This window comes from Streptomyces musisoli, assembly GCF_016741855.1.
GTDB lineage: Bacteria > Actinomycetota > Actinomycetes > Streptomycetales > Streptomycetaceae > Streptomyces > Streptomyces musisoli.
In genome coordinates, this window is the sequence record NZ_JAERRH010000001.1 from 798,732 (window position 1) to 825,055 (window position 26,324).

The 26,324-nt window shown below is 73.5% G+C and carries 19 protein-coding genes; 6 read left to right on the forward strand and 13 right to left on the reverse strand.

The features are described 5' to 3' along the window. Positions 1–385: 385 nt before the first annotated feature. A complete protein-coding gene (locus tag JK361_RS03285; RefSeq protein WP_201814068.1) occupies positions 386–2,635 on the forward strand; it encodes an MMPL family transporter in 2,250 nt (749 codons plus the stop codon). A gap of 173 nt (positions 2,636–2,808) precedes the next feature. Here JK361_RS03285 and mgt read toward each other — a convergent pair whose 3' ends face one another. From mgt to JK361_RS03305, 4 genes are all read right to left on the reverse strand, one after another. Beyond that, entirely contained in the window at positions 2,809–4,023 is a 1,215-nt protein-coding gene (gene mgt / locus JK361_RS03290; protein ID WP_201814069.1) for a macrolide-inactivating glycosyltransferase, read from the reverse strand. Between the two features lie 75 nt (positions 4,024–4,098). Next, on the reverse strand, positions 4,099–5,373 hold the full coding sequence (locus JK361_RS03295; protein ID WP_201814070.1) for an ABC transporter substrate-binding protein: 1,275 nt from the start codon (positions 5,371–5,373) through the stop codon (positions 4,099–4,101). After that, positions 5,373–6,206, reverse strand: coding sequence for a carbohydrate ABC transporter permease (locus tag JK361_RS03300; protein ID WP_201814071.1), 834 nt, complete (start codon positions 6,204–6,206; stop codon positions 5,373–5,375). Before JK361_RS03300 ends, JK361_RS03295 begins: the two co-directional genes overlap by 1 nt. Then, positions 6,203–7,126 (reverse strand): carbohydrate ABC transporter permease, encoded by a 924-nt coding sequence (locus JK361_RS03305; RefSeq protein WP_201814250.1) that lies wholly within the window; start codon positions 7,124–7,126, stop codon positions 6,203–6,205. Before JK361_RS03305 ends, JK361_RS03300 begins: the two co-directional genes overlap by 4 nt. A gap of 190 nt (positions 7,127–7,316) precedes the next feature. On the opposite strand from JK361_RS03305, the gene JK361_RS03310 reads away from it, so the two are divergent. Continuing rightward, positions 7,317–8,180: a phosphotransferase enzyme family protein gene (locus JK361_RS03310; protein WP_201814072.1), complete on the forward strand. Its 864-nt coding sequence runs from the start codon at positions 7,317–7,319 to the stop codon at positions 8,178–8,180. Between the two features lie 119 nt (positions 8,181–8,299). On the opposite strand, the gene JK361_RS03315 is transcribed toward JK361_RS03310, so the two are convergent. The 4 genes from JK361_RS03315 to JK361_RS03330 all read right to left on the reverse strand — a co-directional run bounded on the left by JK361_RS03315 (position 8,300) and on the right by JK361_RS03330 (position 12,690). Beyond that, positions 8,300–9,025 (reverse strand): 3'-5' exonuclease, encoded by a 726-nt coding sequence (locus JK361_RS03315; RefSeq protein WP_201814073.1) that lies wholly within the window; start codon positions 9,023–9,025, stop codon positions 8,300–8,302. 101 nt (positions 9,026–9,126) lie between these two features. Then, the gene (locus JK361_RS03320) at positions 9,127–10,365 is read right to left on the reverse strand and encodes a DUF5919 domain-containing protein (RefSeq protein ID WP_201814074.1); all 1,239 of its coding nucleotides are present in this window, start codon (positions 10,363–10,365) and stop codon (positions 9,127–9,129) included. A gap of 115 nt (positions 10,366–10,480) precedes the next feature. Next, a complete protein-coding gene (locus JK361_RS03325) occupies positions 10,481–11,824 on the reverse strand; it encodes a copper amine oxidase (protein ID WP_201814075.1) in 1,344 nt (447 codons plus the stop codon). A gap of 53 nt (positions 11,825–11,877) precedes the next feature. Continuing rightward, positions 11,878–12,690 (reverse strand): Tat pathway signal sequence domain protein, encoded by an 813-nt coding sequence (locus JK361_RS03330; protein WP_201814076.1) that lies wholly within the window; start codon positions 12,688–12,690, stop codon positions 11,878–11,880. Positions 12,691–12,887: 197 nt separating this feature from the next. On the opposite strand from JK361_RS03330, the gene glgX reads away from it, so the two are divergent. From glgX to JK361_RS03345, 3 genes are all read left to right on the forward strand, one after another. Continuing rightward, the gene (glgX, locus tag JK361_RS03335; RefSeq protein WP_201814077.1) at positions 12,888–14,996 is read left to right on the forward strand and encodes a glycogen debranching protein GlgX; all 2,109 of its coding nucleotides are present in this window, start codon (positions 12,888–12,890) and stop codon (positions 14,994–14,996) included. A gap of 349 nt (positions 14,997–15,345) precedes the next feature. Then, positions 15,346–17,715, forward strand: coding sequence for a malto-oligosyltrehalose synthase (gene treY, locus JK361_RS03340; RefSeq protein ID WP_236052336.1), 2,370 nt, complete (start codon positions 15,346–15,348; stop codon positions 17,713–17,715). A 606-nt stretch (positions 17,716–18,321) separates the two neighbouring features. Then, the gene (locus JK361_RS03345) at positions 18,322–19,572 is read left to right on the forward strand and encodes a M14 family zinc carboxypeptidase (RefSeq protein ID WP_201814078.1); all 1,251 of its coding nucleotides are present in this window, start codon (positions 18,322–18,324) and stop codon (positions 19,570–19,572) included. A 308-nt stretch (positions 19,573–19,880) separates the two neighbouring features. On the opposite strand, the gene JK361_RS03350 is transcribed toward JK361_RS03345, so the two are convergent. Both JK361_RS03350 and JK361_RS03355 read right to left on the reverse strand, forming a co-directional pair. Next, complete coding sequence (locus tag JK361_RS03350) at positions 19,881–20,294, reverse strand: SSI family serine proteinase inhibitor (protein ID WP_201814079.1); 414 nt, start codon at positions 20,292–20,294, stop codon at positions 19,881–19,883. A gap of 224 nt (positions 20,295–20,518) precedes the next feature. Beyond that, positions 20,519–21,070: an FHA domain-containing protein gene (locus tag JK361_RS03355; RefSeq protein ID WP_201814080.1), complete on the reverse strand. Its 552-nt coding sequence runs from the start codon at positions 21,068–21,070 to the stop codon at positions 20,519–20,521. 177 nt (positions 21,071–21,247) lie between these two features. Here JK361_RS03355 and treZ point away from each other — a divergent pair, with 177 nt between their 5' ends. Continuing rightward, positions 21,248–22,993 carry a malto-oligosyltrehalose trehalohydrolase gene (gene treZ, locus JK361_RS03360; RefSeq protein WP_201814081.1) on the forward strand — a complete coding sequence of 582 codons (1,746 nt, stop codon included), beginning with the start codon at positions 21,248–21,250 and terminating at the stop codon, positions 22,991–22,993. Between the two features lie 291 nt (positions 22,994–23,284). On the opposite strand, the gene JK361_RS03365 is transcribed toward treZ, so the two are convergent. The 3 genes from JK361_RS03365 to JK361_RS03375 all read right to left on the reverse strand — a co-directional run bounded on the left by JK361_RS03365 (position 23,285) and on the right by JK361_RS03375 (position 26,184). Beyond that, the gene (locus JK361_RS03365) at positions 23,285–24,220 is read right to left on the reverse strand and encodes a phosphotransferase family protein (protein ID WP_201814082.1); all 936 of its coding nucleotides are present in this window, start codon (positions 24,218–24,220) and stop codon (positions 23,285–23,287) included. A gap of 53 nt (positions 24,221–24,273) precedes the next feature. After that, positions 24,274–25,401 carry an aminopeptidase P family protein gene (locus tag JK361_RS03370; protein ID WP_201814083.1) on the reverse strand — a complete coding sequence of 376 codons (1,128 nt, stop codon included), beginning with the start codon at positions 25,399–25,401 and terminating at the stop codon, positions 24,274–24,276. Between the two features lie 222 nt (positions 25,402–25,623). Then, complete coding sequence (locus tag JK361_RS03375; RefSeq protein ID WP_201814084.1) at positions 25,624–26,184, reverse strand: PDZ domain-containing protein; 561 nt, start codon at positions 26,182–26,184, stop codon at positions 25,624–25,626. Positions 26,185–26,324 lie beyond the last annotated feature (140 nt).

A 26,324-nucleotide genomic window follows, 5' to 3' on the forward strand; every position in this document is an offset into this window, starting at 1 on the left:
CCCGTGGGGGCGGGCACGACGGCCGCGCCCGCACCAGGGCGGGCTGCGCGAAACTCTCGCCGATGGGCGGGGCCCGGAGCAACCTCTACACGCGCCTGTGACTTGTTCAACAAAGTTTCGTAATGACAAAGCGGATCTCTGTCGGTCGGAACGGACACCTGGCCCCGCGTCCCGGTCCCCGTCCCGCCGCCAATCCCCGAGGCCCGCCCCCGAGAACCGGCGATAGATGTAAGGGGCCACAGTCCTACCCAGTGGTGATCCGGACGCCACGCACTTCACCGGGCAGTACGACGAGACGCCCTGCTCCGGCGCCTACCGTCGAATTCGAACAGACGCGGACGTGGCGGCAGGAGGCCGTCACCGCACACGAGGGGGCAGGCCCGTCATGGGGAAAACAGAGGTGCGGGTGCGAGGGCTGGCCGCACGGGCCGGCGGCTGGAGCGCCCGGCACCGCTGGGCGGCAGTCGGCATATGGGTGCTGTTCGTCGTCCTGGCCATGGGGCTGGGCTCGGCGGCGGGCCGGGTCGACGTGAGTGAGAGCGACCAGCTCAAGGGTGAGACGCACACCGCCGCGAAGATCATCGACGATGCCGGCATCAAGGAGCCGGCCGCGGAGACCGTGCTGATCCAGTCCAGGGACGGCGCCGTCAAGGCCACCAGCGGAGAGTTCCGCGCGGCCGTCTCCGATGTCGTCAAGGCCGTCGACGGCACCGGGAAGGTCACCGGGGTGACCTCGCCGTACGACACGCACACCATCTCCCGCGACGGCCGCAGCGCGCTGGTGCAGTTCGATCTGCGCGGTGACGCGGAGACGGCCGCAGACCGGATCGAGCCGGTGCTGAACGCCGTCGCCGGGGTGCAGAAGGAACACGGCGGCCTGCGGATCGAGGAGATCGGCGGGGCCAGCATGCAGAAGCAGTACAAGGACGCGTTCGGGGACGACTTCCAGCAGGCCGAGTACTCGGCGGTGCCGGTGGCGCTCGGCATCCTGCTGATCGCGTTCGGCGCGCTGGTGGCGGCGCTGCTGCCGGTGGCCCTCGCGATCACCGCGATCATGGCGACGATGGGCCTGATGGGCCTGGTCAGCCACCTCCAGCCGATGAGCGACACCGCCAACTCCGTGATGCTGCTGGTCGGTATGGCCGTCGGCGTCGACTACTGCCTGTTCTACCTGCGCCGCGAGCGCGAGGAACGGGCGGCCGGCCGGGACGCGGCCACCGCCCTGCGGATCGCCGCCGCGACCAGCGGCCGGGCGGTCATCGTCTCCGGTGTCACGGTGTGCGTGGCGATGGCGGGCATGCTGTTCACCGGTCTCGCCGAGTTCGAGGCGATGGGCCTGGCCTCGCTGATGGTGGTGGCGGTCGCGATGGTCGGTTCGGTGACCGTGCTCCCGGCGCTGCTCTCGCTGCTCGGCGAGCGGGTCGAGAAGGGCCGCATCCCGTTCCTGGGCCGCCGGCGCCGCCGGCAGGGCGCGGACTCGGGCAGCCGGTTCTGGACGGCCGTGCTGCGGGGCGTGCTGGCCAAGCCGCTGGTCTCCGTCCTGGTCGCGGCCGGCGCGCTGCTGGCGATCGCCGCGCCGGCGCTCGGCATGAAGACCCAGCAGCTCACCCTGGACCAGGAGTTCGGCGACTCGCTGCCCATGGTGCAGACGTACAACCGCGTCAACGACGCCTTCCCGGGCGGCAGCGAGCCCGCCCAGGTCGTCGTCAAGGCCGGCGACATCAACGCACCCGAGGTCCGTCGGGCGCTGGCCGACTTCAAGAAGGAGGCCGTCGCCTCGGGCACCTCGCGCGGCCCGGTCGACATCAAGCTGTACGACGCCCAGAACGTCGCCCTGGTCTCCGTGCCGCTGGTCGGCGGCTCCGATCTGGACCAGGCGACGAAGAGCCTGCTGAAGCTGCGCGACGAGGTCCGGCCGGCCACGCTCGGCAAGGTAGAGGGCGTCCAGGCGCCGGTCACCGGGCAGGTCGCGGGCAACCACGACTTCAACGACCAGCTGATGGGTTCGGTCCTCCCGGTCTTCGCGTTCGTGGTCGTGTTCGCCTTCCTGCTGATGCTGCTGTCGTTCCGCTCGCTGACGGTCGCGATCACGTCGATCGTGCTCAACCTGCTGTCGGTGGCCGCCGCCTACGGCATCCTCGTCGCCGTCTTCCAGCACGGCTGGGGTGCCTCGCTGGTGGGCGCGGAGGGGGTCGGCGCGATCGTCACCTGGCTGCCGCTGTTCCTCTTCGTGATCCTGTTCGGGCTGTCCATGGACTACCACGTGTTCGTGGTCTCCCGGATCCGGGAGGCCCGGATGCGCGGCCGTACGACGAAGGACGCGATCCGGCACGGCGTGGTCACCACCGCCGGGGTCGTCACCAGCGCCGCGGTCATCATGGTCGCCGTGTTCGCGATCTTCGGCACGCTGTCCATGCAGTCGATGAAGCAGATGGGCGTGGGCCTGGCCGCGGCGGTCCTGATCGACGCCACGATCATCCGCGGGGTGCTGCTGCCGGCGGTGATGGCGCTGCTCGGCGAGCGCAACTGGTACCTGCCGAAGTGGCTGCACCGGCTGCCCGACCTCACGCACGACGAGGCGCCGGAGCCGGCCGCGACGCCGCTGCCGGAGCGTGGCGAGCGACTGACCGTCTGATTCCGCCCGCCGGCACAGGGCCCGTTGGTTCCTGAGAGGAACCAACGGGCCCTTCGCGTACCGTCGTTGTCCGGACAGCCGGTCGCACGCCGTCGAGCATGCCCGGGAGGGGGCCGTCGTCCGCGAGGTCCGGATCGACACCAGGGCGTACCTCTGGCGGTCCCCCGCCGGCCCTACTCGGTGCGGCCGCGCCGCAGTTCCGCCTCGATGAGGTCGGCCGCCCGCCGGGTGCCGCCCTCCCGGGCCGTCTGCGCCTGGATCTCCCCGAGCCGGCGCGCCACCTCGGGGTCGTCCACCAGAGCGAGGGCGGCCTCACGGAGGCGGTCGGCGGTGGCCTCCTCGGTGGGCAGGTGCCGGGCGACACCGAGCGCCTGGAGCACGTCGGCGTTGCCGAACTGGTCGGCGGCCTGCGGTACGGCGATCATCGGCGTCGCGGTGACCAGCCCCTCCTGGCTGCCGCCGGCACCCGCGTGCGTGACGAACAGGTCGGCCTGCCGCAGGACGGCCAGCTGGGGCACCCAGTCGCGCACCTCGACGCTGTCGGGTACCTCGCCCAGATCGGCGCGGGTCACGTGCCGGCCGACCTGGAGGACGGTGTGCCAGCCGGGCAGGTCGCCGAAGGCGCGCACGCACTCCCGGTAGAAGGCGGGCTGCTTGGTGAAGGCCGAGCCGAGCGACACCAGCACGACCTTCCGGGCCGCGGCGGGCCGCCGCCAGTCCCCCTGGTCCGCGCGGTCGCCCTGGCAGGCGCCGACGAAGGTGTGGACGCGTTCGTCGACCCGGTCGGCGTGCGGCTGGAGTGCCTTCGGGATGAGGACCAGGGAACGCTCCGGGCGGCCGGTGAAGGGGTCCGGATGCCGGGTGATGCCGTTCTCCGCGAGCCAAGCCCCGAACCGGGCGTAGTAGGCGCGGCCGCGCTCGGTCCGCTTCGGCTCCCGCCACATCGGCTCGGCGACCTCCTCCTCGTAGCCCTCCCAGGCGACGAGGTTCGGGGAGAGGGAGATCGCCGGGACGCCCCAGCGGTGGGCCAGGACCCGGGCGGGGTAGGAGGCGATGTCGTGCAGGACGAGGTCGGGCGTGTCGCCGGCGTAGGCCGCGGTGAGCTGGGGAAGCGCCTGGATCGCGTCCTCCAGGAACGGCTCCACGTTGTCCAGCAGGGTGCTCCCCCAGGCTTCCGGGTCGGCGTCGGGTCCCGGCAGGGTCGAGGTGTAGGGCACGGGCCGGGCCCCGGTGGCGGCCACCTTGTCCGCGAAGACCGGCGGGATGGCGTACGTGACCCGGTGCCCCCGGGCGACGAGTTCACGGATCACCTCCAGGCTGGGGTTCACATGGCCGTGGGCGGCGATCGAGAACATGGCGATGTGGGCGGGCGGGGTCGGAGTGTCCATGCCCCGAGGCTAAGCGAGACGATACGTATCGTCTAATGCATTTTCCGGGTCCGGCCACCGCGCGGCGCGGGTGGCTCAGCGCTGGTAGCGGGCCAGGACGAGGTTGCCGTCCCGCTCGAGGCGTCCGCGCAGTTCGGCGAGGCCGATCGCGCCGCTGTAGTACTGCTGGTAGGCCGGGGTGGCCACCTTGTCCTTCCACTCCGGGTAGCCGCGCACCGACTGCGCGGGTGCCGGGCGCAGCCGGGACGCGAGGGCGGCGCCGGTGGCCCAGCCGTTCGCCGCGGTGTGCAGGGCCGGGTCCTTCAGGGCCTGGGTGCCGGTGGGGAGCATCCAGTCGCCGAGGGCGAGGCGGACGGTGTTCTCCGGCCGCAGCAGATAGTCGATGAACGCGACCGCCTCCTTCTTGTGCGGGCAGTCCTCCGAGACCGACAGCGTCTGCGGGCTGACGCCCTGGGTGAGCCCTTCGCTGCCCGCCGGGGCCGGCAGCACCTCCCAGCGGAAGCCCTCGGGGGCCTGCTGCACGATCTGCTGGCGGTAGGAGAAGCCCAGCGGCACCATCGCGTACCGGCCGGCGAAGAAGCCGGGGAGGGTGTCCGAGCCGCCGCTGCCGAGCGTCGATGCGGGCGCGCTGTGGTCGACGGCGACCTGGTCGTGGACCGTGCGGGGCACGACCGCGTCGCCCTCGGTGAAGCGCACGGCGACCTTGCCGTCCGCGCCCCGGTGGAAGAGCCGCCCGCCCGCCGACAGGGACAGGTTGAGCGTGGCGGAGACGGGCTCCTTCAGCGGCCACGCCACCCCGTACCGCCCGGGCCCGGTGAGCCGCTTGGCGACCTCACGGAACTCCGCCCAGCTCCACGGGTGTCCGGCGGTCGGCACGCGCACCTTCGCCCGGCGCAGGAGGTCCGCGTTCGCGATCAGCACCCGGGGCTCCTGGAGGAACGGCACTCCGTAGACGCCGCGCCCGAAGGTGGCCGTCCGCCAGCTGCCGGGCGGGATGTCGGACCTCAGCCGGGCGGGCAGCAGGCCGGTCAGGTCGGCGAGGTAGCCGCCGTAGGCGAAGTCGGCGAGGTCGTCGGAGGCGTCGTGGATGACGTCCGGGGCCTCACCGCCCTCGAAGGAGGTGAGCAGCTGGTCGTGCACGCTGTCCCAACTGCCCTGGACGTACTCGACCTTGACGTCGGGATGGCCGGCGTTCCATTCCCTCACCAGCTCCTTGCCGGCCGCGACGGACTCCTGTTGCCAGGCCAGGGACTGGAAGCGCAGGGTGATCGGGCCGCCGTCGCGGTGACCGGGTGACGAGCAGCCCGCGAGGAGCAGCAGTACCGCGAGTGCCTTGGCGAGGGTCCGCATCAGCTCTTCACCGCCCCGGTGAGCAGGCCGCCCGTGATCCGCCGCTGGACCAGCGCGAAGACGGCCACAGAGGGCAGGGTGGCGAGGAACGCGGCCGCGGCCAGCGGACCGAGGTCGGCCACGCCCTCGGCGCCGATGAAGTGGGTGAGGACGACCGGGAGGGTCTGTCTGTCCGGGCTCTTGAGCAGCACCAGCGCGAAGAAGAACTCGTTCCACGCGGTGACGAACGCGAACAGGGCCGTCGCCGCGATGCCGGGAGCCAGCAGCGGCGCCGTCACCGACACGAGGGTCCTCAGGCGGCCGGCTCCGTCGACGGCCGCCGCCTCCTCCAGTTCGGCGGGCACCGCCCGGACATGGCCGGTGAGCATCCACAGCGCGAACGGCAGCGCCCACACGACGTACACCAGCACCAGTCCGGGCAGGGAGTCGATCAGCCGCAGGTTCTTCAGCACCAGGAACAGCGGGATGATCAGCAGTACGAAGGGGAACGCCTGGCTGACCACCACCCAGCCGGTGGCGGCCCGGGCCAGCCGGCTGCGGTGCCGGGCCATGACGTAGGCCATCGGGGTGGCGAGCGCCACGGCGACGACGGCGGTGCCGAGCGCCACCAGCAGGGAGTTCAGGGCGGCCTGTGCCAGCGGCTGCTCGTCGAAGGCCTGCCGGACGTTGGCCAGGGTGGGGTGGCGCGGGATCCAGGCCGGGTGCAGACCGCCCAGCTCACGCGGGGACTTGAGCGCGGTGGACGCCAGCCACAGCAACGGGAAGGCCAGGAAGAGCAGATAGGCGAGCAGCGCGGCGTACTGGCCGGCGCGGGCCGCACGGCGGGACCTCATGCCTCGTCACCGCCCCGCAGCCGGCCGGCCAGGAACACCGCCAGCAGGATCGAGACCACCGCGACGAGCACGCAGCCCATCGCCGCCGCGTAGCCGAACTGGCCGTAGCGGAAGGCCTCTTCGTAGGCGAAGAGCATCGGCAGCCGGGTCTTTCCGCCGGGTCCGCCGCTCGTGAGCACGTAGACGAGGGCGAAGGAGTTGAGGTTCCAGATGAGGTTGAGCGCGGTGATGGCGAGGGCCACCGGCCTGAGCGCGGGCCAGGTGACCGCGCGGAAGCGGCGCCAGGCACCGGCGCCGTCGACCGCCGCCGCCTCGTGGAGTTCGCGCGGGACGTTCTGCAGTCCGGCGAGCAGGGCGACCGTGGTCTGCGGCAGACCCGCCCAGACGCCGACGACGATCACCGCGGGCAGCGCGGTGGCGAGCCCGCTCAGCCAGTCCCGTCCGTCGCCGAGGCCGAGGTCGCGCAGGGTCTCGTTGAGGACGCCCGCGTCCGGGTTGTAGACGAGCCGCCACATGATGCCGACGACGACCTCGGGCATCGCCCACGGCACGATCGCGAGGGCCCGGGCCAGGCCGCGCAGGCGCAGGTCCTGATCGAGCAGGAGGGCCAGGCCGAGCGCGAGCAGGAACTGGGGCACGGTCACGCCGACCGCCCACACCAGTCCGATCCGGAACGACTCCCAGAACAGGGTGTCGTGCAGGAGGTCCCGGAAGTTGAGGGCACCGATCCACCGGGTGGCGGCCGTCCGGCCGGACTGGGCGTCGGTGAAGGCCAGCAGGATGCCGTAGAGCAGCGGGCCGACGCTGAGCACGAGGATCGGGACGAGGGCGGGCAGGACGAGGAACCAGGCACCGCGATCGGTGATCCGCCGCCCGGCCGGTCGTCGCGACCCGGCCGATGACGGCCGTGCTCCGGCCACTGCTGTCACGGAATCAGCCCCTTCGCCTGCTCCGATTGACGTGTTCATGGTGGTAAAGGGCGGTTGCCCCGTCAAGGGACCGCGCACGGCGGCCCACCTGTGCGAATGCGAGACTGGGCGCACAGGGCCCGCACCCCGCACCGGCGGTGGGCCCGCGGAGGGCACCGGACGACGGCACGGAGGCACGACGATGGACGAGGCACGCGCGCGGGAGGTACTGGCCGCGGCGGCGGTGCTGCCGGATCCGGCCGGGGAGGCGCGGCTCCTGGCCCTCGGCGAGAACGCGGTGTTCGCCGCCGGCGACCTGGTGGTGAAGGTGGGCCGGGACGCCGAGCTGCTGGCGCGGGCCGAGCGCGAACTGACCGTCGCCGGCTGGCTGGCCGAGATGGAGGTCCCGGCGGTGCGGGCGGCCGAGCCGAAGCCGCGGCTGGTCGAGGGGCACCCGGTGACCGTGTGGCACCGGCTGCCCGATCCGGTACGGCCGGCCGAGCCGCGGGATCTGGCGCGGTTGCTGCGGATCGTGCACGCGCTCCCCTCGCCTCCCTTCGCCCTGCCGCCCCGGGAGCTGCTGGGCGGTGTGGAGCGCTGGCTGCGGCTCGCGGGCGACGCGATCGACCCGGCGGACGCGGCCTATCTCCGTGAACGCCGCGACGGCTTCGCGGCGCAGGCGGCGGCGCTGCGGCCGCATCTGACGCCGGGCCCGATCCACGGCGACGCGCTGCCCCGCAATGTGCACATCGGGCCGGACGGGCCGGTCCTGGTCGACCTGGAGACCTTCTCCGCGGACCTGCGCGAGCACGACCTGGTGGTCATGGCCCTCTCCCGCGACCGGTACGGGCTGCCGGACGAGGCGTACGCCTCCTTCACCGAGGCGTACGGCTGGGACGTCCGGGCGTGGGAAGGCTGCGGAGTGCTGCGGGGCGCCCGGGAGACGGCCAGTTGCGCGTGGGTGGCCCAGCACGCGCCGGGCAACCCGAAGGCGCTGGCGGAGTTCCGCCGACGGGTGGCGTCGCTGCGGGACGGCGACGAGGCGGTGCGTTGGTACCCCTTCTGAGGACCCCCGGCCCACACGGCCGCCGCCAGGCAACCGCGACCGGTAGCGAACCGGAGTTCACGCGGGCATGGCCGGGAACGGACCTCGGTTCACTCGGCCCCGGCCGGCAACGGCCCGTGTCACGCGGGCTGGTTCTCGGTCAGCCCCCGCAGTGGCCACACGCCGTTCACCACGGCCTCCGCGTCACCCTTGCGCCGCAGGAACGCCTGGAAGTCCGCCGCCCATTCGGCGTACCACTCGACCTGAAGGCGGTGCAGTTCCGCCGGGCCCAGGGACGCGATCTTCGGGTGGCGGTCGGCTATCGCGGACGCGAGCCGCGCCGCGGCGAGGGCGTCGGCGGTGGCGTCGTGCGCCGCGTCGAGGACTATGCCGTACTCGGCGCAGACCGCTTCCAGGTTCCGCTTCCCGCGGCGGTAGCGGTCCACCCGGCGGTCGATGGTGTACGGGTCGATGACCGGGGCCGGCTGCGCACCGCCCAGCCGGTCGGAGAGGGACGGCAGGCCGTACCGGCGCAGTTCCGCCGAGAGCAGGGTGAGGTCGAAGGCCGCGTTGTAGGCGACGACCGGGACGCCCGCCGTCCAGTAGGACACCAGGACACCGGCGATGGCGTCGGCCACCTGGTCGGCCGGGCGGCCCTCGGCGGCCGCGCGTTCGTTGCTGATGCCGTGGACCGCGACCGCGTCGGCCGGGATCTCCACGCCCGGATCGGCCAGCCATTCCCGGCGCCCGCCGGGCTCACCGGCCTTGACCTCGATCACGGCACCCGTGACGATGCGCGCCGCACGCGGATCGGTCCCCGTCGTCTCCAGGTCGAAGCCGATCAGCAGCTCCCGGTGCCAGCCCATGGCGGCCCCCCTTCTTGGTGGTGCTTTCCCCCAGTGGCCTCCACCATCGCACGCGGCACTGACAATCCGACGACGGCATTCCGCTTCCCGGTGCCGACCGGTCAGGACACCGGGCGCGAATCCGCCCAAGTCAGCTCGAATTCCTCACGGTATATAGGGAAGAGCCCGGCTTCACCCACATCGTCCGACTTGACCAGCCGGCTGCCGTTGCGCAGCACCAGGACCGGCGACTCCATCCCCCGCGCCCCGCGCAGGTAGGACTGCACCACGGCGATGCCGTCGGCGCCGTCGCCGTCCACCAGATAGGCGGTGAAGCGGGGCGTCTCGTCGTAGACCTGGATCTCGAAGGCGCCCGGGTCGCGCAGCCGGGACCGCACCCGGCGCATGTGCAGGATGTTCATCTCGACCGAACGGCTCAGTTCGCCCCGCTTCATCCCGAGTTCGCGCTCGCGGCGCTTGACCGAGCTGGAGGCCGGGTTGAGGAAGAGCAGCCGGACTCGGCAGCCGGACTCGGCGAGCCGGACCAGGCGGCGCCCGGAGAAGTTCTGCACCAGCAGGTTGAGGCCGATTCCGATGGCGTCGAGCCGGCGGGCGCCGCCGAAGATGTCCTCGGCCGGGAACCGGCGCATCAGCCGCACCCGGTCGGCGTGGACGGCGACGACGTCGGCGTACCGGTCGCCGACCAGGTCCTCGACCGCGTCGACGGGCAGCCTGCGGGCCGAGGGCACGTCACCGCCCGCGCCGAGCATCTCCAGCAGCCGGGCGGAGGCCCGCTCGGCCTGACCGAGCACCGCCTCCGACAGGGCCCGGTTGCGGGAGACGACGTTGCGGGTCACCTCCAGCTCGTCCAGGGCGAGTTCGAGGTCCCGGCGCTCGTCGAAGTACGGTTCGAAGCAGGGCCAGTGCTGCACCACCAGCTCGCGCAGCTGCGGGAGAGTGAGGAAGCTGAGCACGTTGTCGTCGGCCGGGTCGAGCAAGTAGCCCTTGCGACGGCTGACTTCGCGGACGGCGACCGCGCGCTGCACCCACTCCTGCCCGGCCGGACCGGCCGCGGCCACCACCCACTCGTCGCCGTGCACGGGTTCGTAGATGGGCCGCAGCACGGCGGCCACGACCGCGCGCAGCCGCTGTTCGACGAGATTCAGCCAGATGTAGGCCCGGCCGGCCCGCTGGGCGCGGGTGCGCACCTCACGCCAGGCGTCGGCGTCCCAGTCCAGCTCCGGTCCGATGGAACCCGCGTCCATCGGCCGGGCCAGGGACACCGCGCCGGGCGGGACGTCTGTGGAGTTCCCCTCGTGACCCTCGTCACCAGGAGGCAGCTCCAGCCCTCCCGAGCCCACCCGTGCACCGCCTTCCGCCCCCCGGGCCTTTCCCGTCTCAACGATCAAGGAAGGGTACTCCGCAAGCGGTCGGCGGTGCAGCCGGATGGACAGGTCGGTTTCCCGACTGCTTTTCTCAACTACGCCATTCCCAGTGCCCGTTCTGCCATGCAAGATCCTTGGGAGTGAGCGGATTCATAGCGGTGACGTCACGGGGGGCGATGGAGAAGCCCTGCCAGTGCACGGGCATGGGCTGCTGGTCCTCGTCCCGGGCGATGTGGTGGAAGCCCACGTTCACCCAGACCACGGGATGGGTGAGGGCCTGTCCGCCGGCCCACTTGTCCACGGAGTTGGGGTGGCCGCTGGTGCAGGTGGGGTTGTGGCTGGCGAACAGCTCGCACTTGTTGTACTCGGTCACGTACAGGTCGTGCTTGGTGAAGCTGCGGCCCGGGTACTTGGTGGTGGGCCCGGGGACCAGCTCGTACGAACGGGCGTGCCCGTCCTTGTTCTTGCCGGCCGCGCTGACCATCCGCCACCAGCGGTAGGTGCGGTAGTCGCCCGCGAACTCCTTGGTGACCTTGGTGCGGGTGGTCTTGGCGGTCGGGCCCTCCTGCCGTCCGGTGGGGGCACTGACCTTCGAGTCGTACTGCTCGACCTTCGTCCTGGACGAGCCGTCGAGGCCGAAGTCGAGCCGCCAGAAGACGTTGTGGCTGTGGCTGGTGGAGTAGTCCCTGGCGCCCTTGCCGATGGGCCAGCCGCGGCCGTCCTGGGCGTTGTAGTCGTCCCAGGAGAGGCTGCCGGTCGCGCCGACGTTCATGTGGACGGTGCCGTCGTCCTGGAAGCGCCACTCGGTGATGTACTCGTACCAGCCGACCTGGTTGACCGTGTAGACCAGCAGGTCCTTGCCCTGCTGCTGGTACACCTTGTCCGACTGGAAGTCGTGCATGCGGTAGGCGTGACCACGCGAACGGGTGGTCGTGCACAGGCCCTTGACGTTCGGGTGGCGCGGGTCCCCGTCCGGGACCTTGACGGTCTTGATGGTGCCGCCGGGGCACTCGCCGGGCTGGAGCTCCTGGAGTTCCTGGGCGAAGTCCTGGCCCGTCAGGTCGGACCACTCGTGCTTGCCGTCGTCGTACGGGACGTGGATCTGGCCGAGTCTGGCGCTGTTGAGGACCTTGATCGGCTTGGTCTCGCCCTTGGGCTGGTAGGAGACGTCCTCCAGGACGAGGCCGGCCTTGCTGTCGTAGCGCCAGCACATCCGCCAGGTGGTGCCGGAGGACAGTTTCTGCTCGATCCGGTAGGCGGCGCTGCACCCGGGTGCCGCCGCGGCAGCGGTCTGCGGCCGGGCCGCGGCCGGGCCGGCGGCGGTCGTCGCGCCGGCGGCGAGCGCGGCCAGGGACAGGCCGACGGCCGCGCTCTTGCGGGCGGCACGGCTGACGGCCCGGGGCCGGGCGCCGCCGGGAAGGTTCTTTTCGGGCATGAAGAGATGACTCCTTGCCGGAGGTACGGGTGTGAAGGGCGGGCGGCGGGCGGTCAGCCGCGGTCGAGGGCGGCGGTCTTGCGGGCGCTCAGGTCGATCACCAGGTCCCTGGTGTCGATCCACGGCCCGTTCCTGACCTTGGAGAACAGCCGCACGCACCGGTGGACGCCGCAGTCGTCGAGCACCGCGGGCTGGGCGCCCGGCGCGGCCTGGTAGATCCCGCCGGTCAGCTCCAGCTGGTCCGGCGAGGTGAGTTCCTTGCCGGTGGCGTCCTTGTAGTCCGCCTTCAGGCCCGCGCCGAGCGGGGCGGCGATCAGGATCCGGGCCGCCTCGGCGTTCTCCGCGCGGCTCGGCGGCGGCTGGACGCCGCGCTGGGTGCCCGTCCGCTCGACCTTGCCCGTCCTCAGGTTCACGGTCCTGGTGACGAGTGTGTCGTTCTTGTAGTCGTAGAAGGTCACGTCGGCCCGGCGCGGCGCGTCCGGGTCGTCCGCCTCGGCGGCCTCGGGCTCGGCGAGGTCGACGCTCAGCCGCTGTGGTCCGCGGTCCCCGTCGACGTCCCGGCCCGTGACCGACAACTGCCCGGACGCGGCTATCTTCTCGACGCGCTGTGTCTCGTCGCCGGTGAGCGGGTCGCGGCCGGTGCCCTGTTTCTCCTCGGCGGGTGCCTCCTCCACGACGCCGGGCGGTGCGGCGTCCTGCCCCTGTCCGGCCTGCCCCGCGGCCCGTGTGCCGCCGCCGGCTCCTCCGGATTCGTCCGCGCCCGCCGTGCCCGGCAGTGTGACCGCGACCATGGCGGCCGTCGCCGCCGCCGCCAGGGCCGCACCGGTCAGTACTTTGCCCAGATGGCGGTGGACTGTCTCACGCACATCTTCCCCCTACTCCCCCTGGTCCCCGGGAGTACGTCCTGCCCCGCTGGTTCGGCGCAAGGCGGGTACCAGAACCGCCGTGCGCACTGGTCGGTGGGTAAGAGGCACGTAAGGCACGGGAGGTTGCGTCACTTTCGGACAAGACTCGGGGGCGAACGCGGCCCCGGGCGCGCGGCACACCTGGGAGAGTCGTATCCATGCAGGTCTGGCCTGGAGAGGCGTATCCGCTCGGCGCCACCTATGACGGCGCCGGCACCAACTTCGCGGTCTTCACGGAGGCCGCGGACCGAGTAGAGCTGTGTCTGCTGCACGACGACGGCTCGGAGACGGCGGTGGAACTGCGCGAGAGCGACGCGTTCGTGCGGCACGCGTACCTGCCGGGGGTGATGCCGGGACAGCGGTACGGGTTCCGGGTGCACGGCCCGTACGACCCCGGCCGCGGGCTGCGCTGCAACTCGGCGAAGCTGCTGCTGGACCCGTACGCGAAGGCGGTCAGCGGGTCGGTCCGGTGGGGCGAGGAGGTGTACGGCTACCACTTCGGCGCGCCCGAGCGGCGCAACGACCTGGACTCGGCGCCGCACACCATGACCTCCGTGGTGATCAACCCGTACTTCGACTGGGGCGACGACCGCCCGCCGCGCACCGACTACCACCACACGGTGATCTACGAGGCCCACGTCAAGGGCCTGACCATGCGTCACCCGGGGCTCCCCGAGGAACTGCGCGGCACCTACGCGGGGCTCGCCCACCCCGCCGTCATCGAACACCTGACCAAGCTCGGGGTGACGGCGCTTGAGCTGATGCCCGTGCACCAGTTCGTGAACGACCACCGGCTGGCCGACATGGGCCTGAGCAACTACTGGGGCTACAACACCATCGGCTTCTTCGCCCCGCACAACGCGTACGCCTCCTGGGGCGACCGCGGGCAGCAGGTCCTGGAGTTCAAGTCGGCGGTCCGGGCGCTGCACGAGGCCGGGATCGAGGTCATCCTGGACGTGGTCTACAACCACACCGCCGAGGGCAACCACCTGGGCCCGACGCTGTCCTTCAAGGGCATCGACAACCCGTCCTACTACCGGCTCACGGACGACCCCCGCTACTACATGGACACCACGGGCACCGGGAACTCGCTGCTGATGCGGTCCCCGCACGTGCTCCAGCTGATCATGGACTCGCTGCGGTACTGGGTCACCGAGATGCACGTCGACGGCTTCCGTTTCGACCTCGCGGCCACGCTGGCCCGGCAGTTCCACGAGGTCGACCGGCTGTCGTCGTTCTTCGACCTGGTGCAGCAGGACCCGGTGGTCTCCCAGGTGAAGCTGATCGCCGAGCCGTGGGACGTCGGCGAGGGCGGCTACCAGGTGGGCAACTTCCCGCCGCTGTGGACCGAGTGGAACGGCAAGTACCGCGACACGGTACGGGACCTGTGGCGGGGCGAGCCGCGCGCACTGGCCGAGTTCGCCTCCCGGCTGACCGGCTCCTCCGACCTCTACCAGGACGACGGCCGCCGCCCGCTGGCCTCCATCAACTTCGTCACCTGCCACGACGGCTTCACCCTGCACGACCTGGTGTCGTACAACGACAAGCACAACCAGGCCAACGGCGAGGACGGCCGGGACGGCGAGAGCCACAACCGGTCCTGGAACTGCGGGACCGAGGGCGACACCGACGACCAGGAGGTGCTGCTGCTGCGCGCCCGCCAGATGCGGAACTTCATCGCCACGCTGATGCTGTCCCAGGGCGTGCCGATGATCAGCCACGGCGACGAGTTCGCGCGCACCCAGCGCGGCAACAACAACGCCTACTGCCAGGACAACGAGCTGTCGTGGATCCAGTGGCCCGAGGACGGCGGCGACCTGCTGGAGTTCACGCGCGCCATGGTGTGGCTGCGCCGCGACCATCCGGTCTTCCGCCGGCGGCGCTTCTTCCACGGCCGTCCGGTGGAGGGCACCCATGACGAGCTGTCCGACATCGCCTGGTTCACTCCGGAGGGCGACGAGATGACCCAGCGGGACTGGAACTCCGCGCAGGCGTCCGCGCTGACGGTGTTCCTGAACGGCAACGCCATCTCCGAGCCGGGTCCGCGCGGGGAACGCATGTCCGACGACTCCTTCCTGCTGATGTTCAACGCCTCCCCCGACCCGCTGGACTTCGTGGTGCCGGTCGACCACGGCCGGCAGTGGCAGGTGGTGGTCGACACGGCCCGCCCGGAGGGGTCGCCGCCGGGGACGGGCACGAAGGTCGACGCGGGCGACCGGCTCACCCTGCCGGACCGCAGCCTGACCGTGCTCCAGCGTCCGGCGTGACGTGGTGGCGGACGGCCCCTGCCGGGGCCGTCCGTCCCGTACGCCCGGGTGGCGGGCGGTTGCGCGGCGGCCCTGGAACGTCACCGCGCGCGCCCTCGGCGCGAGGGCGGAGGCGACGAGGGGCCGCCGGGCTCGCCGTCGCGAGGCGGAGGTGAGACCGGCCGGCCGCCGTGCCCGGCGCCGCGAGGGCTTCGTGACGTAGGCCGGACGGGCGACCACCGTGACGGACCGGCGAACGCGGCACTCGGCCGGCATCCCGTGGTCCGCATCGCCCGGACGTGGCCGCGCGTGCGCGATCCGGGCAGGCGGGGATGACACGAAAGACGGCGAGCGGGGTACGTAGGTTCCCATGACTTCTGCGCGATCCGGACCCGGGGTGCCCACGGCCACCTACCGGCTTCAGCTCCAGCCCGCGTTCCCGTTCGCCGCCGCCGAAGCGGCCGTACCCTACCTGGCGTCGCTCGGCGTCTCGCACCTGCACCTGTCCCCGGTCCTGGAGGCCGTACCGGGCTCCGCGCACGGCTACGACGTGGTGGACCACTCGCGCGTGCGCGGGGAACTCGGTGGTGAGGAAGGACTGCGCGCGCTCGCGCACACCGCGCGGGAGCACGGTCTCGGCCTGGTGGTGGACATCGTGCCGAATCACATGGCGCTGGCGCCCCGCCACAACCCCGCCCTGTGGGAGGTGCTGCGCGAGGGCCCCGGGTCGCCGTACGCAAGCTGGTTCGACATCGACTGGGAGGCGCAGGGCGGCCGGATCCTGCTGCCGGTCCTCGGCGGCCCCGTCGGCTCTGAGTCGGCCCACCTGGTGGTCGACGGTGACGTGCTGCGCTACCACGACCACGCCTTCCCCCTCCGCGCGGGCACCCGGCACCTGCCGCTGCCGGAGCTGCTGGACGCCCAGTGGTACCGCCCGGTGTGGTGGCGGCTGGCCCGCACCGAACTGAACTACCGGCGGTTCTTCAGCATCTCGGAGCTGATCGGGGTGCGGGTGGAGGACCCCCGGGTGTTCGACGCCACCCACGGCACGATCCTGCGGCTGCTGGACGACGGCGTGATCGACGGCCTGCGGATCGACCATCCCGACGGGCTCGCCGACCCCGACGCCTATCTCGCCCGGCTGCACGAGGCGACCGGCGGGCGCTGGACGGTGGTGGAGAAGATCCTGGCCGACGGCGAGCGGCTGCCGGCCGCCTGGCCCGTCGCGGGCACCACGGGTTACGACGCCCTGCGGCACGTCGACGGCCTGTTCACGGACCGCACGGGGGCGTACGAACTGCTGGGGCGGTACCGGGCGTTCGCGGCGCCGCAGACGGACCGGGGCGGCAACTGGGAGGCCACGGTCCGGCGGGCCGCGTACAAGGTGCTCACCCACGAGCTGGCCACCGAGACCGACCGGCTCACCCGGGTGGCCGCCCGGCTGTGCGCCACCACGCCCGACCTCTCGCTGCGCGACCGGGCTCCCTGGGCGCTGCGTACGGCCGTGGAGGAGCTGCTGGTCCGGATGCGGGTCTACCGGCCGTACGCGTCCGGCGACGCCTCCGCCGTGATCACCGAGGAGGCCGCCGAGGAGGCCCGGCTGGCCTTCGTGGTGCCGCAGGAGGCCGAGGCCGTCGGCATCGTGCGCCGGCTGCTGGTCGAGCCTCCCGGTGACGCCACGGCGCCGGACCACGCCGACCGGGTGGAGTTCCGCACCCGGTTCGCGCAGACCGCGTCGGCGTTGCGCGCCAAGGCGGTGGAGGACACCGCGTTCTACCGCTATGTGCCGCTGCTGTCGGCGGCCGAGGTGGGCGGCGACCCGGGCAGCCCGGGCGTCCTCCCGGAGGACTTCCACGCGTACTGTGCGCGCGTGCAGCGCGACTGGCCGCTCACCGGCACGGTCGTCACCACGCACGACACCAAGCGCAGCGCCGACGTGCGGGCCGCGCTGGCGGTGCTCACCGAGTGCCCGGACCGCTGGACGAAGCTGCTCGCCGAGGTGTCCGCGGCCGAGGAGGGCGTCCCGGACGGGCAGCTGGCCTGGGCGGCCTGGCAGACGGTGTTCGGGCTGGGCCCGGCGGAGGAGGAGCGCGTCCGGGGAGCGCTGCTCAAGCATGTGCGCGAGGCGGGCATGTACACCAGCTGGACGGAGCAGGAGCCGCCGTACGAGGAGGCGGTGGCGGCCTTCGTCGCCGCCGGGCCGTGCGGGCCGCCGGGCGAGCGGGTGGCCGCGTTCCGCAAGGCCCTGGAGCCGCATGTGCGGGCCGGTGTCCTCGGTACCGCGCTGGTCCACCTGACGATGCCGGGGGTGCCGGACGTGTACCAGGGCACGGAGGGCGAGTACCGGGCGCTGGTGGACCCGGACAACCGGCGGCCGGTGGCGTTCCCGCCGGAGGCGCCCGGCGAGAAGGACGCGCTGACGACGGCGGCGCTGCGGCTGCGCGCCCGGCGCCCGGACGCCTTCGGCGCGGGCGCGTCGTACGACCCGCTGCACGCCGAGGGTCCGGCGGCCGAGCACTGCCTGGCGTTCGCGCGCTCGGGACAGGCCGTCACGGCGGTGACCCGGCTGTCGCTGCGGCTGGCGGAAGCGGGCGGCTGGCGGGAGACGCGGCTGCCGCTGCCGCCGGGCCGCTGGGCGGACGTGCTCACACCGGACCGTCACTTCACCGGTCACGCCCGCGCGGAAGACCTCTTCGCCCTGCTGCCGGTGGCACTGCTGGAACGGGTCACGGAGGACTGAGGCGACGGGCCCCCGCCGAACAGGGGGCGACCGCGGCCGGGCGTGGAGACCTGGCGCTGGGGGGCTGGGCGGAGGGCGCGTCCGGGCGTGGGGCCCTTGCGCTCGGGGGCGGGGCGGCGGGGTGATCTTGCGGTCGGGGGGCCGGGGGCAGCGGGCGGGCGTGGGGCCCTTGCGCTCGGGGGCCGGGCGCGGGCGGCGGGGTGATCTTGCGGTTGGGGGCGGGCCGAGGGCAGTGAGCGGGGTGATCTTGCGGTCGGCGGCGGCGCGGCGGGGACGGGCGGGCGGGCGGGCGAGGGGACGGACCGCGTGTGCTCTGCGCGGAGGGCGAGGGCCGGCGTGTCGGTCTCGTCCTCGGGGGCCGGGCCGAGGGCGGGTGGGCGGGTGAGGGGGCCACGGGGTCGCGCGCCGCTCGGAGGACGGTTCCGGTGAGGTGATCGTGGCCCTCGCGGGACGCGACCGCACCAGCAGTGCGCCCGTGGCACGCAGTGGCCCGCGCAGCAGCGGGCCACTGCGTCCGGGCGCCCCGGGAGGCCCCCCGCCGACTGCTTGACAGTTCACCCGTCCCGTGCGGGACTGGGAGGGCGAAGCCGGGCGGACAAGTCGGGGGTGAGTCCACTGCCGGAGCTGCGCTATCCCAGCGTTCCCGAACTGGTGGCCTCGGCACGGGCGCTGGCCGCTCGGGAACCCGGGCTGTGCACGCTGCGCCAGGTGGGGGTCTCGCGCGCGGGAAGACCCCTGCACCTGCTGTCGGTGGGACACGCCCGCCGTGCGGTCCTGGTGGTCGCCGGTGCCCACGCCAACGAGCCGACGGGCGGTTCCACACTGCGGGTGCTCGCCGAACGTGTGCTGGCCGAGAGGGAGTTGCGGGCAGGCACCTCCTGGCACTTCCTGCTGTGCGCGGACCCGGACGGCGCGAGTCTGCACGTGACCCCGGCGCCGCGCAGCCTGCTCGACTACCACCTCGGTTTCTACCGGCCGACGGGTGCGGAGCAGCCGGAGTGGTCACCGTCGGTGCTGCCGCCGGACCGGCTGCCGCCCGAGACCCGGGCGCTGACCGGGGTGATCGACGAGGTGCGCCCCTACCTCCAGGTGACGTTGCACGGCACCGATCTGGGCGGCAGCTGGGTGCAGTTGACCAAGGACGTGCCGGGCCTCGCCGAGCCGTTCGCCAAGTCCGCGGCGGAACTGCACATTCCGGTGGAGACGGGGGCGTCGGACGCGGCCGGCTGGCCGGCCTCCGGTCCCGGGGTGCATGTGATGCCGGGACCGGAGACGGGCGTGGCCTATCCGAGCATGCCGGACGACGCCCGGCACAGCACCTGGTACCACGCGCACCGGTACGGCGGTCTGACGGCCGTGGTGGAGGTGCCGATGTGGGCCAGCGATCTGGTGGACGACCCGGCGCCGCACCCGGCACCGGCGGCGGCCATGCGGCGCCTGTCCGCCCGGCTGCTGCGGGACGCGCGGGAGGTGGAGCGGATCCTCGCCGACGCGCTGCCCCGGCTGGACGGTGTGGACGGGCCGCTGCTGCGGGCCGCGCGGTGGGCGCTGGAGCTGATTCCGGGCCTGGCCGAGGACTGGATCCACACCGCTCCGGCGGGCACGACGATGGCGTACGTCGGCAGCGTGGACGCCTTCGGGCGGCGGCTGCCGCTGCGGGCCGCGGCGATGCTGCTCCGGGTGCTGCGGGAGGCGGACGACCGGGCGGCGCCGCGCCTGGAACAGCTGGTGGCGACCTGGTGCGACGCGTTCGCCCAGCGGTTCCGGGCCCGCTGGGTGCCGCTGGGGCACCAGGTCGAGCACCAGTCCCGCACGGTGCTGGTGGCGGCCCAGCAGGCACGGGAACAGGCGGCGTGACCAGGTGGCGGGCAGGACCCGCAGGCGGTGCCGCGGCGGCGGTGACCGAGGCGCCCTCCCGGCCGGGTTCGGCATCCGCGGCCTGGCCCGTGACGGGAGACCGGCGGCGGGAGCCCGGTGACCGGAGCCCAGTGACCAGGAGACCAGTGACCGGAGCCCAGTGACCAAGAGACCAGTGACGGGAGACCGGTGACGGGAGACCGGTGGCGCGAGACCGGTGGCGCGAGACCGGTGGCGCGAGACCGGATGACGGGAGACCGGTGGCGCGAGACCGCTGGCGGACCGCGCCACCCGGTCGCGGTCGCCCGTCAGCCGTCCAGGGCGAAGACGTGCCCCGTCCGCGCCCTCATGACGCACGTGCTGGTGTACGTCTCCTGGAAGTCGACCGGCCGGCCGTTCCACTGCCCGTACGCGTGGGCGGTGACCGGGGCGAAGATCATCGGGCAGAAGACGCCGGCCGCCGGGATGCGGTCGATGTCGCCGTCCGCGTCGGCCAGCTCGCGGCAGGCCTCGGCCGCGTACGCGTGCCCGCCGGGCGGGTCGCACAGCAGCAGCGTGCCGGGCGTGTCGCCGAACGGGGCGTCGCCCCTGGTGGTCGTCAGGTAGAGCCAGTTGCCCTGCTGGATGTCGCGGGAGGCTGCCCGGGCCGGGCCCGCCGTGAGGAGACCGGCGGCGGCCAGCAGGGCACCGGCCGCCGCTGCCGCTCTGGTGATGTGGGTCATGCCCGTTGCATCGGCACGGGGGCCTGCCTTCCGCAGTGCGGCTCACCCGATCGGGACGGCACGCGCGCGCGAAGGAGCGCCTGTTCGAACGAGACCGGCCCGACTGCCACGCGCCCCAGCCCGACCAGCCCGCCGACCCGGGCGGCGTCGGCCCGGGCGGGGCCGACCCCGGGCGGGACCGACCCCGGGCAGGGCCCGACCCCGGGCAGGGCCGCCCCTGGGCGCTAGCTTGTCGCGAGGCGGAATGCCATCCTGCCGAAGGCGACCTGGTCGCCCTCGCGGACGACGACCGCGCCGGTCACCCGGCGGCCGTTGACGGTCGTGCCGTTGGTGGAGCCCAGGTCCCTCAGCACCCACAGGCCGCCCTGCCGGCTGAGTTCGGCGTGCACGCGGGAGACGGTCTCGTGGTTCAGCCGCAGCCCGTTCGCGGGGTCCCGGCCGATGCGCAGCGGGTGGGTGTGCGCCGGGTGCGGAAGCAGCAGCTTGGGCAGCCGCTCGGCCTGCCAGGCGCGGCGCAGCCGTACCGTGAACCCGGAGACGGCCTCCACGGTGCCGAGGACCGCGCGGGAGAAGCGGTTCTCCTTGGGCAGGTCGGCGACGAGGACGGCCAGTTCGTCGGAGCGGCGCGCGGCGAGCGCCAGCTCCATGCGGCGCACGAACGTGTCGTGCGAGAGCCGCCCCATGGCGACGCCGTCGCGCAGCACCTGCAGCGCCTTGTCGCGCTCCGCGTCGGACAGGCGCGCGGGATAGGTGGAGAACTCGAAGGACGACGTCACGCAGGTGATTGTCGGGCAGTGAACCCCGGGTGTCCAGAAAACGCGGAACCCGTGCCGACGGGCGGGTACTTCCGCGACACCAGCCGCCAAAGGGCTGATTCGAAAGCGGATTGATCGTCCGGAGCGGCACGATGGTGGGGCGGGACAACACGGTGAGCAGACGAAGGGGAACCGTCCGTGCAGTTCGAGGTGTGGGCACCGCAGGCAGACCGAGTGACACTCCATTGCGAGGGCGCCACGCGCGCGTTGGCACGCGATCCCGCGCGCGAGGGGTGGTGGACGGGCGAGGCGGGGGCGGAGCACGGCGCACGGTACGGGTTCGCGCTGGACGACGGCCCCGTGCTGCCCGACCCGCGCTCGCGCCGCCAGCCGGACGGCCCGGACGGGCTGAGCGCGGTCGTGGACCACGGCCGCCACGAGTGGCGCGCCGAGTGGACCGGGCGCGGGCTGCCGGGCGCGGTGCTGTACGAGCTGCACGTGGGCACGTACACCCGCGAGGGCACCCTGGACGCCGCGGCGGAACGGCTGGGACACCTGGTGGAACTCGGCGTGACGCACGTGGAGTTGATGCCGCTGTGTCCCTTCCCGGGACGGCACGGCTGGGGGTACGAGGGGGTGTCGCTGTGGGCGGTGCACGAGCCGTACGGCGGCCCCGAGGCACTGAAACGCTTCGTCGACCGGGCGCACGGACTCGGACTGGGCGTCGTCCTGGACGTCGTGCACAACCACCTGGGCCCGTCCGGGAACCATCTGCCCGCGTTCGGACCGTACTTCACGGACACCCACCAGACCCCGTGGGGCGCGGCGGTGAACCTGGACGCGCCCGGCTCGGACGAGGTGCGCGCGTTCCTCCTCGGCAGCGCGCTGGCGTGGCTGCGGGACTACCGGGTCGACGGGCTGCGGCTGGACGCGGTGCACGCGCTGTACGACACGCGTGCGCGCCACTTCCTGGAGGAGCTGTCCGCGGCCGTGGACGGCCTGGCCGAGGAAGTGCGCCGGCCGCTGTTCCTGATCGCCGAGTCGGACATGAACAATCCCCGGTTCATCACCCCGCGCGCGGAGCACGGTCTCGGGCTGCACGCGCAGTGGAACGACGACTTCCACCACGCCCTGCACACCACGCTGACCGGGGAGTCGCAGGGCTACTACGCCGACTTCGCGCGGGATCCCTTCGCGGCCCTCGCCAAGACGCTGACCGGCGGCTACTTCCACGACGGCACCTACTCCGGCTTCCGGGGCCGCCGGCACGGCCGGCCGCTGGACCGCGCGCGCGTGGCCGGGCACCGGCTGCTCGGTTACAGCCAGACCCACGACCAGATCGGCAACCGCGCCCAGGGTGACCGGCTCGCCGCGCACCTGTCCCCCGGTCTGCTGGCCTGCGCGGCCACGCTGACGCTGACCGCGCCGTTCACGCCGATGCTGTTCATGGGCGAGGAGTGGGCGGCGGGCACGCCCTGGCAGTTCTTCACCGACCACACCGACCCCGGGCTGGCCGAGGCGGTGCGGCGGGGCAGGCGGCGGGAGTTCGCGGCGCACGGCTGGGCGGAGGAGGAGGTGCCGGACCCGCAGGACCCGGCGACGCGGGAGCGGTCCTGCCTGGACTGGTCGGAGCCGGAACGCGAGCCCCACGCGCGCGTGCTGGCCTGGTACCGGCAGCTGGTCGCGCTGCGCCGCGCACAGCCCGACCTCACCGACCCGGACCTGGCCGACACGAAGGTGGCGTACGACGAGGAGGCCCGCTGGCTGGCCTTCCGGCGCGGGGACGTACGGGTGGCGGTGAACCTCGGCAGTAAGCCCGCGGCGATCCCACTGGGCACCGGCCGCGTGGAGGTCCTCGCCGCCTGGGACCCGGTGACGGCCCCGGGCCCGGACGGGCTGCTCCAGGTACCCGGCGAGTCCTGCGTGGTACTGGCCCAGCCCTGACCCGACCGCCCGCCCCGGCGATCCCTCGGGAAACCGCACCCGGTGCCTGCGCCCTGCAACCGCCGTCCGGCACCGCATGCGCCCTGAGGAGGCGGCCGTGGAGCCGTCCCCGGGCACCGCGCGCGCCCCTGGATCCACCATCCGGTACCGCGTGCGGCCTGGGGGTGCGGCCCTGGTCCCCCGCCGGTACCAGGCGCGGCCTTGCAGCCCCCCGGTATCCGCATGCGGTCCTGGAGGCGTCGGCGGTGCTCGGGTGGGGGCGCGGGGCCGGTGCCGGGGCGGCGGGGTGCGCTACGGCTCCGGGTCGTCTTCCTTGAAGTCGGTCACCCGTTCCAGCAGGATCGGCTCCCACACGCGCCGGAGCTGGGTGCGCAGCAGGGGCAGGGAGCCGCCCGTGCGGCCCTCCAGGCGGTCGGTGAGGCGGATGACGGTGTCGCAGCGGGCGAGCCACAGGCCGCGCAGGCAGGGGCGGGCGCCGTAGCCGGCGAGGGTGGCGGCGCGGACGGCGGCCGGGGAACCGACGGCGACGGCGAGCCCGGCGATGTCCTCGGCGGGGTCGCCGAGGGCCGCCGCGGTCCAGTCCAGGATGCCCCGCACCCGGCCGTCGGCGCTGACCACCACGTGCGCGCCGGTCAGCCCGTGGTGGGTGAGGACGGCGGTGCCGGGCTGCGCGGCGAGCTGGGCCGCGCCGGGCGGGGTGAGCTGGTGCAGCCGGGCGGCGTCGAACTCGTCGGCGGCGGCGAGCCGTTCGGCCGCGTGCACGGCCATCCGGCGCAGCGCCTCCAGCGAGCGCGGGGCGGTGCGCGGCACGCCGAGCGCCTCGGCCTGGCGGACGGGTACCGCGCGCAGCCCGCCGAGCAGCCCGGCGAGATCGGCCTCGCCGAGGGCGGAGACGTCGTACTCGTCGGCCGTGCCGCCGGGCACCCTGGTGTCGAGGGTGTAGGCGAGACCGGGCGCCCAGTCGCCGTGCGCGACGCTGGTCGGGACGGCGACGGGCACCTCCGGGCGGACCACGTCGCGCAGGCGCAGTTCCCGGCGGCGGCGCACGGATGCCTCGCGGTCGGGCGCGAGGCGCAGCACATGGCGGCCGCCGATCCACCAGGTGTGCTCGCGGTCCTCGGTCACGGGCCGCACTTCGGGGCCGCCGTTGCCGTCGCCGCCCTCCTTGAGCAGCGAGCGGACCAGTCTGCGGACCGTGTCCGCGGTGGGTGTCGGTGCCTGGGTCATGGGTCGAGCGTCGCCGTTCCGGTGGGTGTCGAGGTTGGGTCTCCCGGGGTCTCTCAGTCCACTATGACCATCTCACGGGTGGTGTTGTTGAGGCGGCGGGCGCCGTCCTCGGTGACCGTGACGATGTCCTCGATGCGCACCCCGAAACGGCCGGGCAGATAGACGCCGGGTTCCACGGAGAAGCACATGCCGGGCACGAGCGGCTGCTCCTCGCCCTCGATCATGTACGGCGGTTCGTGCGTGGTGACGCCGATGCCGTGCCCGGTGCGGTGGATGAAGTACTCGCCGTACCCGGCGTCGGTGATCACCGCGCGGGCGGCGCGGTCGACCTCCTGGCAGGCCACACCCGGGCGTACGGCCCGGCAGCCGGCCTCCTGGGCGGCGCGCACGAGGTCGTGGACCCGGCGCTCCTCCTCGGTCGGCTCGCCGACGTGGACCGTGCGCGAGGTGTCGGAGCCGTAGCCGTCCTTCAGGCCGCCGAAGTCGAGGACGACCATGTCGCCGGGCCGGATGACGCGGTCGCCGACCTCGTGGTGCGGGTTGGCGCCGTTGGGGCCGGAGCCGACGATGGTGAAGTCGACCTGTGCATGGCCGAAGCGGGTCAGCAGGGCGGCGAGGTCCTGGCCGACGTCGGACTCGCGGCGGCCGGCGAAGGGGACCTTGCGGATCTCCTCGAACGCCCGGTCGGCGGCCGCGCCCGCGGCTGCCAGGAGTTCCAGCTCGGCCGCGTCCTTGACCGCGCGGAGCATGGGCAGGGCGTCGGTGAGGGCGGCGTAGGAGGTGCCGGGCAGGGTCCGCTGGAGGCCCAGCAGATGCATGGCCCAGGTGTTGTCGCTGATGCCGAACCGGCCGCGGTCGTCGAGGAGGCCGGCGGTGACCGCGTAGGGGTCCTTGCCGTCGGTCCAGTCGCACAGGGTCAGCGCGGCGGCGCCGGCCGCGTGCTCGGCGTCCGGGGCCTCCAGGGTGGGTACGACGAGCACCGGGTCGCGGCCGGGGGCGAGGACCAGTACGGTCAGCCGTTCCGTGATCGCGGTGGGCGTGTAGCCGGTGAGCCACACCATGTCCGGCCCCGGGGCCACCAGCAGACCGGCGAGGCCGGCGTCGGCGGCGGAGCGCACGGCACGCTCCATCCGGGCCCTGTAGTCGGCGGCGGTGAAGGGCGCGGGCGTGGTACCGGTCATCCGGGCCTCCGGGCGCGGGTGGGCAAACGGGGCGATGGCGTCTCGGGCAGCATCCTGCCCGCCCGGGCCGGGCGACGCGAGCCGGTCCCCGGGACGGGCGTCCCGCGGTCCGCGGAGCTGGGCTTCGGCATGGGCCCATGATGACGTGCGGGACGGACGGCGACCAGCGGGTTTCCCGGTGTGTACGGGGCCCCGGGCGCCCGGGGCCGGCCCCCGGCCCGGTCAGACCGCCACCGCGGGTGTCACCGTCAACTGCTGGTAGCCGCCGCTGCTGTGGCGCACGGTGAGGAGCACCGCCTGTCCGGGGCGGGCCCGGGTGACGGCCCGGGCGAGGTCGGCCGCGCTGTCGACGCGGGACGAGCCGAACTGGAGCACGACGTCCCCGCGGATCAGGCCCGCCGCGTAGCCGGATCCGGGCACGTGCACGCCCACCACCAGCGCGCCCGGCTTCTCCCCGTCGACGACTTCCACGCCCAGGGTCGCGCCGCGCGCGGTGCCGGGGGCCGGGGCGGCCGTGGGGGTGGTCTTGGCGGAGGGGCCGGGCGGCGGGGCCTGGTGCTTCAGTTCGGCGAGCCTGCTCATGCCGATCACCGTGGCGCCGACCGTGCCGATGCCTACGCCCGAGAGCACCAGCACCGCGCCGGCGCACAGGCCGAACAGCAGGGTCCGCAGCCTCCGCCCGCGCCGGGGCGCGGCGTGCGGGCGGGGGGCGGGGCCGGGGGTGCCGTCGTCCCGCCGGTCCTGACCGGGCATCGGCTTGGGACGCAACGCAGTCTGTTCCATGGTTCGCTCGCCTCCGGCTGGTGCTCTACCCGGGGCGGCGGGCCGCGACGAGACACGAAAGGGTGAGACTGGCCGGAGGGTGGCGGAGGGTAGCCATGGCTGTCGAGGCGGCACCCCGCCGCTCACCGGTGCCGGCCACC

Bases quoted from the DNA above. Each gene is read 5' to 3' on its own strand.
- JK361_RS03300 (WP_201814071.1), bottom strand. From the start codon at position 6,206: ATGAGGTCCCGCCGTGCGGCCCGCGCCGGCCAGTACGCCGCGCTGCTC.
- JK361_RS03365 (WP_201814082.1), bottom strand. From the start codon at position 24,220: ATGACCCAGGCACCGACACCCACCGCGGACACGGTCCGCAGACTGGTC.
- JK361_RS03285 (WP_201814068.1), top strand. From the start codon at position 386: ATGGGGAAAACAGAGGTGCGGGTGCGAGGGCTGGCCGCACGGGCCGGC.
- JK361_RS03295 (WP_201814070.1), bottom strand. From the start codon at position 5,373: ATGCGGACCCTCGCCAAGGCACTCGCGGTACTGCTGCTCCTCGCGGGC.
- JK361_RS03310 (WP_201814072.1), top strand. From the start codon at position 7,317: ATGGACGAGGCACGCGCGCGGGAGGTACTGGCCGCGGCGGCGGTGCTG.
- JK361_RS03375 (WP_201814084.1), bottom strand. From the start codon at position 26,184: ATGGAACAGACTGCGTTGCGTCCCAAGCCGATGCCCGGTCAGGACCGG.
- JK361_RS03315 (WP_201814073.1), bottom strand. From the start codon at position 9,025: ATGGGCTGGCACCGGGAGCTGCTGATCGGCTTCGACCTGGAGACGACG.
- treY (WP_236052336.1), top strand. From the start codon at position 15,346: ATGACTTCTGCGCGATCCGGACCCGGGGTGCCCACGGCCACCTACCGG.
- glgX (WP_201814077.1), top strand. From the start codon at position 12,888: ATGCAGGTCTGGCCTGGAGAGGCGTATCCGCTCGGCGCCACCTATGAC.
- mgt (WP_201814069.1), bottom strand. From the start codon at position 4,023: ATGGACACTCCGACCCCGCCCGCCCACATCGCCATGTTCTCGATCGCC.
- JK361_RS03325 (WP_201814075.1), bottom strand. From the start codon at position 11,824: ATGCCCGAAAAGAACCTTCCCGGCGGCGCCCGGCCCCGGGCCGTCAGC.
- JK361_RS03370 (WP_201814083.1), bottom strand. From the start codon at position 25,401: ATGACCGGTACCACGCCCGCGCCCTTCACCGCCGCCGACTACAGGGCC.
- JK361_RS03350 (WP_201814079.1), bottom strand. From the start codon at position 20,294: ATGACCCACATCACCAGAGCGGCAGCGGCGGCCGGTGCCCTGCTGGCC.